Below are 15,826 nucleotides of genomic sequence, written 5' to 3' on the forward strand. Positions count from 1 at the left end.
CGTTGCCAGATACCCCGAAACGCAAGTCGGGAGTAGACTCAAGCCTACTCCCGATCAGTCTTTATTTATACCTCTAAAGCGGAGCCGGAGAGATTCGAACTCTCGAACCGCTTGCGCAGTTAACACCTTAGCAGGGTGCCCCTATCGGCCACTCAGGCACAGCTCCGAGCTGCGTACGCATTCGCGAGCGCAACGTTTCATTACTATAACAGCATCCGGCGACGCACGCCACTCGGAATCCCACCCGTGTCTTCGTCGCTTGTATGCAACACGGCCTTCAGCTCGAGAGAACAACAAACACCATCGGCAGCATGGCCGAAACGGATACGGTGGCGCATTCCTGCTTTCTACATCGTTTCCGGGTCAGGGCTGCGATGGCCGGAGAATGTGATGACGACAGCGACAATGACCAACGCGACCCCGGCGAGATCGCCCCACGTCGGGATTTCGCCGATAATCAGGCCGACCAGCAGCGCCATGACGGGATTGATGGCCTGGATGACGGAATAGCGGGCGGAACTGACGCGACGCATGATGATCTGGTCGATGATATAGGGCAGGAACGAGGCGAAAACCGAAACCACCAGCATCACGCCAAGCAGTTTCAACGCTCCGAATTGCCCGCGGGCCCAAGTCGCGCTCGGCTTGGGGCTGGCGACGCCTTTGAGAGCCGGAACCGCAAGGAAAACCGACTGCACCAGCCAGCCGATCAGCATACTGACGCTCAGGGAATCGAGCGGATTCGCGCGCCGGGCCACCATGCGGCCGAAGACGATATAGCAGCCCCACATCGCACCGTCGATAAGGATGGCGATGAGACCAATCAGAAAATGCGGGTATTTGGCGGGATTCGAGAACGAGACGCCGGCCAGCAGCACCACACCGCACGCCGCGAGTACGATGCCGACACGCTCGCGCCAGCTGTGGCCGGTGATGACGGCGACGCCGAGCGGGCCGACGAACTCGATGGAGACGGCGATGCCCATGTCCATGTTGCTCATGCCGAGGTAAAACAGGGTGTTCATCAGCATCACGGAAATGCCCGCGAGCGCGACGATCCACCAGTCGCGGGAACCATGCGGCAGGCCGGCACGTTTCGCCTTAGCGAACGGACGACGCCAGGCCAGCATCAGAATCGCCACGAAACCCACGCGGTACCAAGCCGCGAGCAGCGGGTCGAGCTGGGTGAACGCCAGCTTCGCGACCGATGTCGCCAGATAGATCATCAGGCCCTCGCCCATGATGATGAGCACCACCGGAATGCGGTTGAACACGGCGTCCAGACGGGAGGCCGGTGCCTTGGCGCGTGGCGAACGCGATTGTTGATCTGATGGTTGTTCGAGCCGGTTGCGGGGAGACGATGAAGACGAAGGCATAATTATCTAAACTACACCTCGTTGCCCAATAGTTGAAGGGAGTTTTTGCAGGTTGAAACGACGGCGAATACGAGCGATCAACAGTGCGTGGATATTCTTGCGAAGCACACGACGCTCTTCCGGACTTTGAGCTGAAAATCACGAAAGCACACTCAATCGGCGCCAGTTTTATTGACGCAATGCCGACATCCCTTAAGCTCAACGGCGATACCAACCAACAGCAACACCTATCAACGACAAACCGAGCGACGACAATGCCGATTCTCCGCAATCCTGCGACTCTCCAGATCAAAGACAATGCGATTTCATTCGCCACACGCCGAATTTCACGGCCGGAGAGAACCGTGACCGTCCGCAATTAGAATGGAGACATGAGTACAGCACCAAGGAACGCCGCCGCGAAACGCGACTGGGGCCACGACGAGAGTGGCTGCACGGTGCTGCATATCGACATGGACGCCTTTTACGCCTCGCTGGAAATCGCGCGACATCCGGAACTGCGCGGGCGTCCAGTAATCATCGGATGGCCAGGGCCGCGAAGCGTGGTCTCAGCGGCAAATTACGAGGCGCGCAAATACGGGGTGAATTCGGCGATGCCGATGGTACGGGCAAAGCAACTTTGCCCGGGCGGTGCGTACGTGCGCGTCGATATGACGTATTACCGCATGATGTCGAAACGCATCTTCGACGAAGTCTTCCGGCAGGTCACCGACCAGATCGAACAGGTCTCGGTGGACGAAGGCTATATGGACGTTTCAAGCGCGCTGCTGCGCTGGAAGTCGCCCAGCATCATCGGAGCGTGGATCCGGGCGCAGGTCGCGGCGCGATTCCATATTACATGTTCAGTGGGTATCGCGGCCAACAAACTGGTCGCGAAAATGGCCTCGACCAACGCCAAACCGGACGGGATGCTGCTGATTCCGAAGGCACGGCACGCCGAGTTCGTGCAGATGATGCCTTTGCGCGGCATTCCCGGCATCGGGCCGTCGCTGGAGAAACGGCTCAACGAATGGGGAGTCAAAACCGTCGCCGACCTTGCCAAAATGGACGAAACGGCAATGCTCCAGGCGACACGGTCGAAGATCACTGCACACAACCTCTATCTTGCCGCCCGCGGGCAGGACGAGCGGCCCATCGTCACGCACGCGCCGGAAAAATCCATCGGTGCGGAAATCACGTTTGAACAGGACACGCGCGACGCCTCAAAGGTGCGGGAACTGCTGCACCATTGCAGCAACGAAGTGACGCACGCATTGCGTTCCAAAGGGCTTGTCGCGCGGACGGTGACCGTGAAACTGCGGTTCGCCGACATGAGTTACTCGACCAAAGCGCATACGCTCGAACGGCCCATCGACACCGCCGCCACCATGTACCCCGAGGCCGTGGCACTGCTCAAAGCCATGCTCAAGATGCCGGCCGACGCACCCGACGATACTCCCCTACCCCGCGAAATCCGCCTGGCCGGGGTGAGCGCCAGCTCGTTGAGCGCCAAAGACACCACCCCGGTGCAGCTGAGCTTCGATGACATACTAGATGACAATCGGGCAGACGGAGTCGAACCTGGCAGCGAAGACGGCAACGGCCACGACCGTATCACGTCGGCACACGGCAACACCAATGGCGCGAATGAAAACGCACACGCCGAGCCCACCTCACAGCGTGATAATCAGCGGGACAACCAGTGTGACAACCATACCGGTGAATCCATGAAAACCGACAATATGCGTCATGCGTTCGATAATCCTTCAGATACGCCAAGCGCCGATCTTTGCGACAAGAAAGACACGCATCATGCTCAAAAACCAGCTATAAACCGAGACAATCGCAACGAACGCATCCGCAGCGCCGAAACCGTACTCGACGCCGTCCGCGAGCGCTATGGAACCGGCGCGGCCAGCCTCGGTCTCGAACATGGCGAATGGAAGGCCAAGCAGATCGCCAACAGCAGCAAACCCGAGCTGTAATGCAGGCCCGCGCAGCTTGCCCTTGTACTGTGCCCAGACCCCAGCCACTAGCCCAGTTCGCCTGAGGATGCGATGAAAATCAACGAATCAAAGCGTAAACGCTGATTATGCTCGCATGCTCAATCGAACCTGCGATGAAAATCAAGATTTGAGGAGCAAAACGCTGATTTTCATCGCATCTTCAGCACGCGACCATCTGCCTACGCGTCCAGGATGACCTCACCAACAGTCCCTTGCGCCGGGCATAGACCAGTAGCGCGATTCCCGCGACGCCCATGAGAACCACCGGGACGATGCTGGCTTCGAGGCCGAACTTGCCGCCGGTCATGATGCCCGAGCCGGACCATTGTGGTACCAGCCACGAATCCTGTTTGCCGTTGCCGGAGACGATCGAACCGAAAATCGGCCCTTCAGCGATATTCCACATGATGTGCTCGCCGATGCACACCCAGAGCGAACGCGTGACGAAGTAGAGCGCCGCGGCCAGTATACCGTCTTCAATGGCGATGGCGACGCCGCCCCACACCGTGCCGTCCTGATTGGTCACATGCAGCAGCCCGAACACCAGAGCGGAGACGACTACAGCTCCCCACGAGCCAAGCCATTCCTCAACCAGACGCAGCAACATGCCGCGCATGACGATCTCTTCTGCGACGCCGGCGCACACACCCATAGCCAGAATGTCAATCCACGGATTGTAGTGGGTATTGAAGCCGATCACGCGGTAATTGCCAGTGATGAGAAGGACGGCAATGCATATACCGATTGCCGCGAGACCGATGGCAAACCCAACAAACAGGCCGGGCCAACGTGAAGCGCGCAACTCAAGCGGATGGCGACGACGCTCCATGAAACGGACAACGATCACATACCCCACGATAGCCGCGATCATCTCGCTCAGCATCTCCAGCAACGTCACCGGTGAATGCACGTCCTGCTGCGACAATGCGCCTATGCCGGCACCAGTGACGGCGGCATATGATCCCATCAGCACCATGGCGATAACCACCATGGCCACGAAAAATATGGCGAGGAACACGATGCCCCGCAGCAACGGATTCATCCTGCGGGGCCCGACGGATGCGTTGTCTGCGGCATGCAGCCGCTCTGGATGATCGTCAGTCAACAAATCGACATTACGCAGCCCATAGTACTTGTGCATATTCAACAGAATAGTAGACACGTTGAAGCCGGTACGATGAAAATCAAGATTTTATAGGTCTTTCCCTGATTTTCATCGCAAGTTCAACTGAACATGCGAGCAAAATCAAGATTCCTGAACCATAATGCTGATTTTCATCGCAGGTTCGCAGCCTCTTGCCGTGATAAAAAAATCCAAACCCTTTATCCACAGGGTTAGGCACATTCAGCAAGCATATGCCATACTTTGTCCACAAAACGCTCGGGCAATGGCGAAAGAGGCTATCATCCGACCACATGACCTCGATACAGTTGACATCACCCCTATAAGACATCGTATCGTAACAGTATGAAAATCAATCCACGACTGCAGACCAGCCTAAGCAAAGCAGAGTCACAACGCCGCTGCCTTCACACGACGAACCACTGTGAACAGCAGACGCTCAGCAAACTGGCCAAATCCGGCGAAGTGACCCGAGTGCGGCACGGCCTTTATGCCAGAACTGTCATTTGGCAAAGCCTTGATCCCAATGAACGCTATCTTTGGACAATCAGAGGGCTGCACAACTGGCATCCGGAGTGGATCTTTGCCGGCATAAGCGTCATCAGCGCGTGCGAAGTGGAACATCCTTACTGGCTGCACGACGACGACAAAGTTTTCGTTGCCACCGATAAATCCTCTGGTGCGTTTTCACCAAAAGGTATCCAGTACATCCATAAGCAAGATCTTTTACAATCCCGGAAATCCAATCTATCCATAACTTCTGTGTCAGAAGCACTTTGCGACTGTGCTGCACGATATCAATTCCATGAGGTATTGCCGATGTTTGATTCGGCACTGAGAAAGCATCTGGTCGACGCCGATGACATACGACGTATCGGTGAGCGATCGCATCAGGCAAGTAGCAAAGTCACACGATTACTCCGATACGCCGATTCCTTAAGCGAGAATGGAGGAGAATCACTATGCCGAGGCATCATGATCGAAGAAGGATTCGGCAAACCTCAACTTCAACACGAGTTTCGAATCCCCGGTACCGACGGCAAAATACGAACATACCGAGTGGACATGCTATATCACCCGCCAGGCAATGGATTGGTGGCGATTGAATTCGACGGCATAGACAAATACACGAACCCGACGATGACAGGCCAACACACCATTCGCCAAGTCGTTCATGCGGAGAAGGAGAGGGAGAACCTCTTGCTCGCCAAAACTCCTATCCGGCAAATTGTCAGAATCGATTTTAAAGAAGCTTTGCAGCGCGTCCCATTGGTAAAGAAACTGACCACAGCAGGAATATCACGTATGCGATTATCCGGCCACCAATAATGAAGTTGCGATGAAAATCAACAAATCAAAGCGTAAACGCTGATTATGCTCGCATGTTCAATCGAACATGCGATGAAAATCAAGATTCGGAAGGCAAAACGCTGATTTTCATCGCAACTTAGGAACAGACCGACCGACAGGAACGAGCGAACCGGCTTCGAAGATAGTCGCTCAGCGGCTCAGGCGAGCTACTGCTTCGACGATGGCGGCGTCGGGGGCGGTGGCGGAGAAGCGCAGGTGCGTTGGGTCGCCGTAGAACTCGCCGGGGCTGGCGATGATGCCCAGACGCGCCAAATCGTCCATGTCCTGCCAGCAGTCGCCGGACCTCGCGCGCGTCCAGACGTAGAGCGCGCCCTGGGGCATGCGCGCGTCGTAGCCCGCGGCACGCAGTCCGCCGACCAGCTGGCGCAGGCGCTTGGAATAGCGGGCATGCTGGGCGCGGACCGCATCAGTATCGTGCAGCGCGGCAGCCATCGCAGCCTGGATCGGGCCAGGGATGATCTCGCCGATCTGCTTGCGGTAGACGGTCATCGGACGGACAAGCTCGGGGTCGCCGGCGATGAGCGCGGTACGGTAGCCGGCCATGTTGGACTGCTTGCTCAGCGAGTAGAGCACGAGGATGCCCCTTGCACTGCCGTCGCAGACATCCGGCTGCAGCATGCAGGGCGCAGGCGCGGGCTCTGCCGATGCCACGGTTCCAACCCGCCCACTTGCATCAGATGGCACCTGCGTATCAGACGATTGGGGCACGGCAGTGGCACGGTCTTGGCTCCTCCGGCATGTATCACAAGCCGTTCGCGAATCAGCCGGTTCCGCCGCAACAGCCATATCCGCAACTGGCTGGATTCCGGCAGAGGCCACAGCAGCGGTGTTTCCCTTGCCCGCATCCGCATGGCCGTTGGGCTGGCCAATGTTCTGGGTACCGATCGTCCGAGAATCGTCGCCACCATTCTCATCGCCCGCCCAAGTGAGCAGGCCATAGCATTCGTCGGAAAGCACCACGGCGCCGATCTCGCGGGCGGCCTTGACGATACCGTGCAATTCCTCGGCCGATAGCACCTCGCCCGTGGGGTTGCAAGGCGAGTTGACCCAGACGGCCTTGACGCCGGGGATGGAACACCACGAGTCCACATCGGCGATGTCGGCGGCTTTGTAGGTCTTGGCACCGGCCAGCTGGGTGCCGATATCGTAGGTCGGATAGGAAACGGCGGGCTGCACGATGACGTCGCCTGGCCCGAAATGCAGCAGCGAGGCCATGAGCGCGACGGCTTCCTTGGAGCCGACGGTGGGCACGAAATCAGCGTCGATCGCCGCGAAATCGACACCGCGGTTCGCCCGGAACCACTCCGAAACAGACTTGCGCAAGGTCTCAGTCCCCGCAACGGTCGGATAACCGTGGGCGTTGGGCGCATCAGCACCATCGGCGAGCGCCTGCTGCACGCTCGCTGGCACGGGGTCGACAGGAGAGCCGACGGAGAAATCGATCATGCCGCCGCCGGCCTGCGCCGCAATCTTCTTGTACGGCGTGACACGATTCCAGTCGTAGGGAGAATCAAACCTGTAAAAACCCATTGCCGTCGCCTTTCGCGTCGCTGTATTCGTAAGAAAAGTCTACTTGCGATAATACCGGCAGCGACGCCAAACGACATGCAAAATATCACATGGAAAACCAATACTTCTGCATCTTTCAACAGCTGACAAACGACTGATTGAGTATCATGACCGACACAACAACGAAACTACATAAAAATAAAAACGAAGGGTTATAGGCCAAAAAGAGTTGGTTATGACCGTAGTTTAACCTTGTGGGAGTAACGTTTCATGCCGCTCTTTCCCCGTTTCCGAAAAGTCGGAGTGCCATCGGGCCGGTTCCTGGGCTATGAGGAACAGGTCGGGACAGACGAAACGGTACACAGAACACTCGTGAGACCACTTAAAAAGAGCTATCCCACTTTACCGGCAATCAGAATGGCAGCATACCAACATCCGTGGTTTGGGGTTATAGACCCAAAATATCGACGCTAAACCAACTTTTTGGCCTATAACTCAAAACGAAACGTTTCCAGAAGCGGTCTTAACACATTTTTGGAATCGGAAAACAGGAAATCAGAATTCCCCCATATTGGATGAACAGCACTCAGATCTTCTAGAAATGCACGCTGGAATCAGCCAGAACCATATCCGAATCACCAATCGTTAAACCTCTAGGCGAGAACAGGGCTCAGTAGACCGGAGTACAGAAAAGATGCGGAGCTGTCAATATAGGTACACTAAAACCGTCGAACTCCATAGCAAAAAGCGAAGTTCGACGGTCTGAAAAGAAAAAATCAGTCCTGGTTCTGCGGGGGAAGCGCGGCAATACGTGCTTCGTCCTTGCCCGACGGGCCGGCCGCCTGCGCGCCGCCCAAATCACCAAGATCGTTGAAGTAGGTGACGGCCGCGTCCTTGTACCACGACCACTCTTCGGGCACGTCGTCCTCGTAGAAGATGGCCTCGGTCGGGCACACGGGCTCGCAGGCGCCGCAGTCCACGCATTCGTTGGGATTGATGTAGAGCGTACGGTCGCCCTCGTAGATGCAGTCCACCGGGCATTCATCCACACACGCCTTGTCCTTGACATCGATGCAGGGCTGAGCAATCACATAAGCCATCGAGGAGGCCTCCTTACAACCTAAACTTTCTTAAGATTACGTGGACGCAACGACGGCACAGCCCTACGCGAAGACCAAACTTTCTGCTCATCGCTGCCACAGAAATATACCAAGACCATTACCGGCAACAATAGCCAGGGCCATTCCACTTCAATGCAATGCTGCACCCCCAGAACACATCGGCAACGCAGGTACGGCAAGCGACGGATTCAGGCCAGACCTGCCCCAACATCTCACGACACCGAAAAATACGGTCCGCTAGGCGCGGCGGGTCTCGGTATCCGTCTCGACGATGCCTGCCTCGGTCTTGGCCTCCTCGGCCTCTTTCACGGCTTCGTCGAGCTTGCCACGGCCCAGCAGCGAATGACGATAAGAGTAGCCGAAATAGATGCAGAAGCCGATCAGCAGCCAGACCAGGAAACGAAGCCACGTCAACACCGACAGATTGATCATCAGCCACAGGTTGGCCACGGCGATCAAGATCGGCACCCAGGGATTACCGGGGATTTTGAAGGCGCGCGGCAGGTCGGGGCGCTTCTTGCGCATGATCGGGATGGAAATCGCGACCAGCGTGAACGCCGAAAGCGTGCCGATATTGACCATATCCGCCAAAATGGAGACATCGAAAGAAGAAGCGACGATGGCGAAGAGCACGCCGACGGCGATCTGCAGTCTGGCCGGAGTACCGTGCTTGCCGACCTTGGAAAGCCCGCGCGGCAGCAGACCGTCACGGCTCATCGCGAAGATGACGCGGGTCAGGCCGAGCAGCAACACCATGACCACCGTCGTAAGCCCGATGACGATGGCGAAGGAGATGATCTTGGCCGCCCAGGTCGCGCCCGCCAGCTCGAAGCCGGTGGCCAGCGACGGATCCTTGGCCTTCGCCAAATCCTTGTAGGAGACCATGCCGGTGGTGACGATGGCGACGAGCATGTACATGATGACGACCATCACCATACCCATGCCGATGCCCAGAGGCACGTTGCGCTTCGGGTCCTTGGCCTCCTCGCTCGCGGTGGCCACCACGTCAAAACCGAGGAAGGAGAAGAACACCAATGCCGCACCGGAAACGATGCCGGAAATACCGTAGACAGTGGGCTGCTGGCGGGTGAGCCACTGGAAAAGCGGCTGGGTCATCACCCCGCCCGACGAGGGCCCGAGCACTTTGCTGGCAGGTTCGCTCGGCGGGATAAACGGGGTGAAATTCGATGCCTTGACATAGAAGAAACCGACGACCACCACGAAAACGACGATGCCGATCTTCAGAATCGTGAACGCGCCATCCACGCGCGCGCCGATCTTGGTGCCGAGTACCAGCAACACCGTAAAGAACGTGATGACGATCAGCGGCGCCCAATCAAACGTAAAACCGCCGAAATGCAGCTCCGTACTGGTGTGGAAACCCATAAGACGCAGAAAATCGTTGAGATAGACGCTCCAATATTTGGCGACCACAGAGCCGGCAAACAGCATCTCGAGGATGAGATCCCAGCCGATGATCCACGCGACAATCTCACCGACCGTCGTATAGGTGAACGTATAGGCCGAACCCGCTGCAGGAATCATCGAGGCGAACTCCGCGTAGCACATCACTGCGGCCCCACAGATCACGCCGGCAATCAGGAAGCTCAGAATCGCGGCCGGACCCGCGTGATAGGCAGATGCCTGCGCACCGATGGAGAAGATACCGGCACCGACGGCGACCGCCACCCCCATAATCGCCAGATCCCAAGCGCCAAGGCTGCGGACCAGCTTACGATCACCGGTGGCGGTCTCCGCGAGCGCCTGTTCCACCGACTTCGTCCTGAACAGCTCCATTTCGGTATGTCTCCTTTTTAGCCGATCTTTGACCCGATCGACGAATCGCTCCGTCTACCCTCAACAGGATAAACGAGGGTCATCACCACGGTGTTACTTTGCACGGTCCTTGGCAGCCGCTTTTTCGTCCATGATCTTCTTGACGTCGGCGTCCAGCTCGCCGGTGCCCAAGCGCGAATGACGGTACGAATAGCCGAAATAGATGCAGAAACCGACCAGAAGCCAGACCACGAAACGAATCCAGGTCAAGACCGACAGGTTCACCATCAGCCAGAGGTTGGCGATGGCGATCAGGATGGGCAGCCATGGGTTGCCGGGAATCTTGAACGAGCGGTGCAGGTCGGGGCGCTTCTTGCGCATGATCGGCACGGAGATGGCGACCAGGGTGAAGGCCGAAAGCGTGCCGATGTTGATCATGTCGGAGAGCACGCCGATATCGGAGCAGGCGGCCACAAGAGCCACGACGACGCTGGCGACGACCTGCAGCTTGGCGGGCGTGCCGTGCTTGCCGACCTTGGAGAAGCTGCGCGGCAACAGGCCGTCACGGCTCATCGCGAAGACCACGCGGGTCAGGGAGAGCAGCATGACCATGACCACGGTGGTCAGGCCCAGCACGATGGCAAACGAGATGATCTTGGCGGCCCAGGTCGCACCGACCAGCTCGAAGCCGGTGGCCAGCGACGGGTCCTTGGCCTTTGCCAAGTCCTTGTAGGAGACCATACCGGCCGTCACAATCGAAACGAGCACATACATGACGATGACCAGCAGCATGCCGATCCCCAGGCCGAGCGGGACGTTGCGGGCCGGGTTCTTGGTCTCCTCACTGACGGTGGCGACCGCGTCGAAGCCGATGAAGGCGAAGAAGACGAGAGCCGCGCCTGAAATGATGCCGGAGACGCCGTAGATGGTCGGCTGCTGGCCGATGACCCACTGGAAGAGCGGCTGGGTCATGATGCCCTGCGAGGCCGCGCCGGGAACCGAACTTGCGGGCTGGGACGGCGGGATGAACGGCGTGTAGTTGGAGGCCTTCACATAGAAGAAGCCCACGACCACCACGAAGACGACAATGCCAATCTTCAGAATCGTGAACGCGCCGTCCACACGCGCGCCGATCTTCGTGCCCAGTACCAGCAAGACCGTGAAGAACGCGACGACGATCAGCGGCGCCCAATCAAACGTGAATCCGCCGAAATGAAGTTCAGTGCTGGAATTGACGCCCATCAGATGCAGGAAATCGTTGAGGTAGACACTCCAGTACTTCGCGATGACCGAGCTTGCCATCAACATTTCGAGGATGAGATCCCAGCCGATGACCCAAGCCATCAGCTCACCGACCGTGGTGTAGGTGAAGGTATAGGCGGAACCGGCCGCGGGGATCATCGAAGCGAACTCCGCGTAGCACATCACCGCCGCAGCGCAGATGATGCCGGCGATCAGGAAGCTGATGATGGCGGCCGGGCCAGCGTGATAGGCGATGGCCTGCGCGCCCACGGAGAAGATGCCCGCGCCGACGGCGACGGCCACGCCCATGACGGCAAGATCCCAAGCACCCAAGTTGCGGACCAGCTTGCGGTCGCCGGTGGCGGTTTCGGCAAGCGTCTGCTCCACGGATTTTGTTCTGAACAGATTCATTCTCTTCCCCCTCTTGCACGCAGCGGTGCAATAGCATCAACGGAAAGCATAAGAGCAAGAAATCACGATATGGTCATTCCATCCGTATCGTGAACATTTTATTGGCGACGCACTCACCGCAGATCCATGCCCACCACGACAGGTTCCGGCACCAGACGGATGCCATACGCCGCCTCGACACCATCCCGAATCGTGCGCGCGAGCTCGGCGATATCCTTCGCGCCGGCCCCTCCCCGATTGGTCAGCGCCAGCGTGTGCAGCGTCGAAAGGCCGGCCTTGGCGTCGGGGCTCACCTTGAATCCCTTGTGGAAACCGGCATGGTCGATCAGCCATGCGGCGGAGGTTTTGACGCCGGGTTGTCCATCAGGCAGAATCGCATCAAAGCGCGGAGCATCGGCGGGTAGATGAACCGCCTGCGCTGGTTCAAGTATCGGGTTCATGAAGAAGCTGCCGCAGCTGTGACGATTGAAATCAGGCTGGTCTTGAAGCGTGGCCGCAGCCACGTTGTGCTCATCCCTGCAACCGCGCATCGAGGGCAAGGCGTATCTGCTCGGATCCTCCAACATGCCTTTGGCAGCACGGACGCTCAGCACGGCCGCACGAATCGCAGCAATGGGCTTTCGCTCCCCCACCTCGACGCCGAGCGCCTTGGCCAGCTGACCGAATGCCACTTCGTCGCTCTCGCTTCGCCGCAGCGCGAACGTCACGGAAAGCACCACGTAGCGAGGTGTCGGGAAATAGTTGCCGGCAGGGGTCGCCGGAGCGCTATACATACTGGATTTCAAGGCGGAATTACGGTAGCCGAAACGCATGTCTTCACGTTCAAGCCGGCAAACGCTGCCGTTCTTACGGTCGAAAACTCGAACCGAAGTCACTACCGAGGCGACTTCCTGGCCATACGCGCCGATATTCTGCACCACCGAAGCCCCGACGGTTCCCGGCACGCCCGACAGGCCTTCCACTCCGGAAAAGCCCGAAGCGACGCAGAAAGCAACAAAATCATCCCAGCTCGCCCCGGCCTGCGCCGTGATCACGACGGAGCCTCCATCGGCTTCGGCTTGATCGTCCACTACCGAAATCCCGCGTCGCGCATCGCGCACCACGACGCCATGGAACGGTGCGTCCGCAACCAGCAGGTTCGAGCCGCCGCCGATGACCAGGAGCGGCAACCCTGCTGCATCGGCATCGCGCACAGCGGCGATGAACGCCTCTTCGCTTTCGGGTTCGACGAACCGATCGACTGCTCCGCCCACGCCGATGGTGGTCAGTTGCGCCAGCGTCGGTGCTGGTGACATTGTTGCTGCTGTCTGTCGCGAATCCTTCTGCGTAATCATGACGTGGTCATCCATTTTTTCTCGTGTCTACCGCCGGTATTTTTGTCCTCGAATATGAAAAAAGCCCGACCGAAGTCAGGCTTCAAAACCGCTAAAACTCAACGAGTCTCGCGATGCACAGTTTCCTTGCCGCAACGAGGGCAGAACTTCTTCAGCTCGAGACGATCGGGAGTATTGCGACGGTTCTTGGTCGTAATGTAGTTACGCTCCTTGCACACCGTGCATGCCAGCGTGATGCCCGGACGGACTGCGGCGCTTTTGCTTGCCATTGGTTCACCTTCTGCGTGTTGTTTCTTACCGACTTCTGTCGGTAGTTTGTAGCGGGAAAGAGACTCGAACTCTTGACCTTACGATTATGAGTCGTACGCTCTAGCCAGCTGAGCTATCCCGCCAGAGAGCCTCGGGTGAGAATCGGACTCACGACCTCTTCCTTACCAAGGAAGTGCTCTACCACTGAGCTATCGAGGCGTGGCGGATAGTGGATTCGAACCACTGAAGCTATCAGCGGCTGATTTACAGTCAGCTCCCTTTGACCGCTTGGGAAATCCGCCATTACTTGCTTCGTAACTTTGAAAGCCTTGAAGCAGGCAACTTGACTATAATGCCATGAACCGGAGACCTATGCAAGCCCGCGACACGCCTAGTGTGTCGAAAACAACGCCATCGCACCGAAAAAACGTTGCATTTCCGGCGAAAACGGTCTTTTTTAGCGTCACCAATCCAACGGCATCTTGCATACGTGACGCCAGAACCGGCGTCTGCGTCACCAACGCAACCAAACCTCACCAAACCTTGCAGACGTGACGCTGAAACCAACAGTTGCGTCTCCAATGCAACGGCGCAGCCAGCCATCCATCACGTTCAGGCGATACCGTCGTCCTTCAGCGACTGGCAGACTTCGATGACCTTGTCATTGGCCTCGGTCTCGCCGATGGAAATGCGGATGCCCTCGCCGTCGAAAACACGCGTGGACAGGCCCGCAGCCTTGAAGCGGGACTCGGCTTCGGCGGTCTGCTCCCCCAACGGCAGCCAGAAGAAGTTCGCATACGGCTCCGGGAAGTCCCAGCCCTGAGCGCGTAGCGCCTTAACGATGCGGCCGCGTTCGCCGATCAGCGCCTGCACGCGCTTCATCAGTTCATCCTTGGCATCAAGGGAAGCGACGGCCGCGACCTGGGCAGTCTGCGTAACGCCGAAGGGAATCGACATCTTGCGCATGCCGGCAGCCACGTCGGCCCTGGCGATGCCGTAGCCGATACGCAAGCCGGCCAGACCGTAGGCCTTGGAGAAGGTGTGCGCCACGACGATATTCGGGTATTCGCGATAAAGGTCCATGGCCACGCTGGTGTCGGCGGCCGTATTGAAGTGGATATAGGCTTCGTCGAAGAGCACAATGACGTCGCTGGGGACCGCCTTCATCAGACGGCGCGCGTCGGCGTTGGAGACCGACGTCGAGGTCGGGTTGTTCGGGTTGTTGACGATGATCAGGCGGGTCCTGCTATTGATCGCGGCGATCATGGCGTCGATGTCGTGCCCGCCGTCCGGGCGGTTGGCAATCTGCACGCTCGTGGCTCCCGCGCCAGCGACGATGATGGGATACGCCTCGAAGCTGCGCCACGGATAGATCACCTCATCGCCGGGGCCCGCGAGCAGGTCGACCAGCTGGGTGATGACTTCGGTGGAACCGCAGCCGAGCACGATTTCGGCAGGATCGACCTCGTAATCCTTGGCGAGCCTGCTGACGACCTGCCAGCCGGACATGTCCGGATAACGGTTGATACGGTCGAGCGCCTGGTCTTCGATGGCCTTCTGGACGCAGGGCAGCGGCGGGTAAGGATTCTCGTTGCTGGAAATCTTGAAGGAACGCTGGCCCGCGAGCGCGGGGGCCGGTTTGCCTTGCTTGTATGCGGGAATGGTATCAACGATGGCACGATGTTTGAAAGTCATAACGGCATTGTAAGCCGCGGCGTAAGATATTGCACATTGTACGTCTGGTTTTAAGACGATATACAAAATGCGCCCCAGCCGTTTGGAGGCTGGAACGCATTCTTAGAAAACTTGCGCGAAAGCGCAATCAGTTCAGGATTGCGAGCACGTCGCGGGCGCCGACGATGAGGTAATCCTCACCGTTGTAATGCACCTCGGTGCCGCCGTACTTGGAATAGAGAATCTTGTCCCCGACCTTGACATCCATCGGGATACGCTTGCCGTTGTCGTCGCGACGACCCGGGCCGACGGCCAGGATTTCGCCCTGCTGCGGCTTCTCCTTGGCGTTGTCCGGAATATACAGGCCGGAGGACGTCTGCGTCTCCGCTTCGGCTTGCTTCACAATAATCTTGTCTTCCAACGGTGTAAGTGAGATCGACACTGTGGACCTCCTCTTTCTTAAGTGAGAGTTTTATTTCTCGCGCGAGGACACCGCTTTCAGAGGCTGACGATCACTTTCGGCACCGTCCCTTTGCGCTTACCTGTCTATCGTAGCGCGAAAATTAGCACTCTGCCAACCCGAGTGCTAACGCTGAGAGTGAAACCTTCACATTTAAGCCGAACACTGCCGGAATTCCTGCGAATTTCGCTGATA

The 15,826-nt window shown here is 57.9% G+C and carries 11 protein-coding genes, 4 tRNA genes and 1 pseudogene; 2 read left to right on the top strand and 14 right to left on the bottom strand.

Annotation, left to right across the window (positions count from 1 at the left end; all coding sequences use genetic code 11):
• Nucleotides 1-79: 79 nt before the first annotated feature.
• Both OZX71_RS06930 and OZX71_RS06935 read right to left on the bottom strand, forming a co-directional pair.
• A tRNA-Ser gene (locus OZX71_RS06930) sits at nucleotides 80-166 on the bottom strand.
• Between the two features lie 181 nt (nucleotides 167-347).
• Nucleotides 348-1,241 carry an EamA family transporter gene (locus OZX71_RS06935; protein WP_348519537.1) on the bottom strand — a complete coding sequence of 298 codons (894 nt, stop codon included), beginning with the start codon at nucleotides 1,239-1,241 and terminating at the stop codon, nucleotides 348-350.
• Between the two features lie 506 nt (nucleotides 1,242-1,747).
• Here OZX71_RS06935 and dinB point away from each other — a divergent pair.
• Nucleotides 1,748-2,914: pseudogene (dinB, locus tag OZX71_RS06940) on the top strand (DNA polymerase IV); the annotation flags it as partial.
• A 607-nt stretch (nucleotides 2,915-3,521) separates the two neighbouring features.
• Here dinB and OZX71_RS06945 read toward each other — a convergent pair.
• Nucleotides 3,522-4,502 (bottom strand): type II CAAX endopeptidase family protein, encoded by a 981-nt coding sequence (locus OZX71_RS06945; protein WP_277159796.1) that lies wholly within the window; start codon nucleotides 4,500-4,502, stop codon nucleotides 3,522-3,524.
• A gap of 327 nt (nucleotides 4,503-4,829) precedes the next feature.
• On the opposite strand from OZX71_RS06945, the gene OZX71_RS06950 reads away from it, so the two are divergent.
• Nucleotides 4,830-5,813 carry a hypothetical protein gene (locus OZX71_RS06950; protein ID WP_277159797.1) on the top strand — a complete coding sequence of 328 codons (984 nt, stop codon included), beginning with the start codon at nucleotides 4,830-4,832 and terminating at the stop codon, nucleotides 5,811-5,813.
• 171 nt (nucleotides 5,814-5,984) lie between these two features.
• Here the strand turns inward: OZX71_RS06950 and OZX71_RS06955 are convergent, their stop codons facing one another.
• From OZX71_RS06955 to groES, 11 genes are all read right to left on the bottom strand, one after another.
• Nucleotides 5,985-7,385, bottom strand: coding sequence for an aminotransferase class I/II-fold pyridoxal phosphate-dependent enzyme (locus OZX71_RS06955; protein WP_277159798.1), 1,401 nt, complete (start codon nucleotides 7,383-7,385; stop codon nucleotides 5,985-5,987).
• A 755-nt stretch (nucleotides 7,386-8,140) separates the two neighbouring features.
• A complete protein-coding gene (gene fdxA, locus OZX71_RS06960) occupies nucleotides 8,141-8,464 on the bottom strand; it encodes a ferredoxin (protein WP_277146267.1) in 324 nt (107 codons plus the stop codon).
• Nucleotides 8,465-8,722: 258 nt separating this feature from the next.
• Nucleotides 8,723-10,282: an amino acid permease gene (locus OZX71_RS06965; protein WP_277146266.1), complete on the bottom strand. Its 1,560-nt coding sequence runs from the start codon at nucleotides 10,280-10,282 to the stop codon at nucleotides 8,723-8,725.
• 93 nt (nucleotides 10,283-10,375) lie between these two features.
• On the bottom strand, nucleotides 10,376-11,914 hold the full coding sequence (locus tag OZX71_RS06970; protein WP_277159799.1) for an amino acid permease: 1,539 nt from the start codon (nucleotides 11,912-11,914) through the stop codon (nucleotides 10,376-10,378).
• Nucleotides 11,915-12,027: 113 nt separating this feature from the next.
• Nucleotides 12,028-13,248: a UDP-N-acetylmuramate dehydrogenase gene (locus tag OZX71_RS06975; RefSeq protein ID WP_277159800.1), complete on the bottom strand. Its 1,221-nt coding sequence runs from the start codon at nucleotides 13,246-13,248 to the stop codon at nucleotides 12,028-12,030.
• A gap of 98 nt (nucleotides 13,249-13,346) precedes the next feature.
• Nucleotides 13,347-13,517 (bottom strand): 50S ribosomal protein L33, encoded by a 171-nt coding sequence (gene rpmG / locus OZX71_RS06980; RefSeq protein WP_277143788.1) that lies wholly within the window; start codon nucleotides 13,515-13,517, stop codon nucleotides 13,347-13,349.
• A 49-nt stretch (nucleotides 13,518-13,566) separates the two neighbouring features.
• Nucleotides 13,567-13,640 (bottom strand) — tRNA-Met (locus OZX71_RS06985).
• A 4-nt stretch (nucleotides 13,641-13,644) separates the two neighbouring features.
• A tRNA-Thr gene (locus OZX71_RS06990) sits at nucleotides 13,645-13,716 on the bottom strand.
• Between the two features lies 1 nt (nucleotide 13,717).
• Nucleotides 13,718-13,799: transfer RNA gene (locus OZX71_RS06995), tRNA-Tyr, on the bottom strand.
• 310 nt (nucleotides 13,800-14,109) lie between these two features.
• Complete coding sequence (locus tag OZX71_RS07000; RefSeq protein ID WP_277159801.1) at nucleotides 14,110-15,192, bottom strand: histidinol-phosphate transaminase; 1,083 nt, start codon at nucleotides 15,190-15,192, stop codon at nucleotides 14,110-14,112.
• 127 nt (nucleotides 15,193-15,319) lie between these two features.
• Nucleotides 15,320-15,613, bottom strand: a complete 294-nt coding sequence (groES, locus tag OZX71_RS07005) for a co-chaperone GroES (RefSeq protein WP_277146262.1) — start codon at nucleotides 15,611-15,613, stop codon at nucleotides 15,320-15,322.
• Between the last annotated feature and the right edge of the window lie 213 nt (nucleotides 15,614-15,826).

Source organism: Bifidobacterium sp. ESL0764 (assembly GCF_029395515.1).
Lineage (GTDB): Bacteria > Actinomycetota > Actinomycetes > Actinomycetales > Bifidobacteriaceae > Bifidobacterium.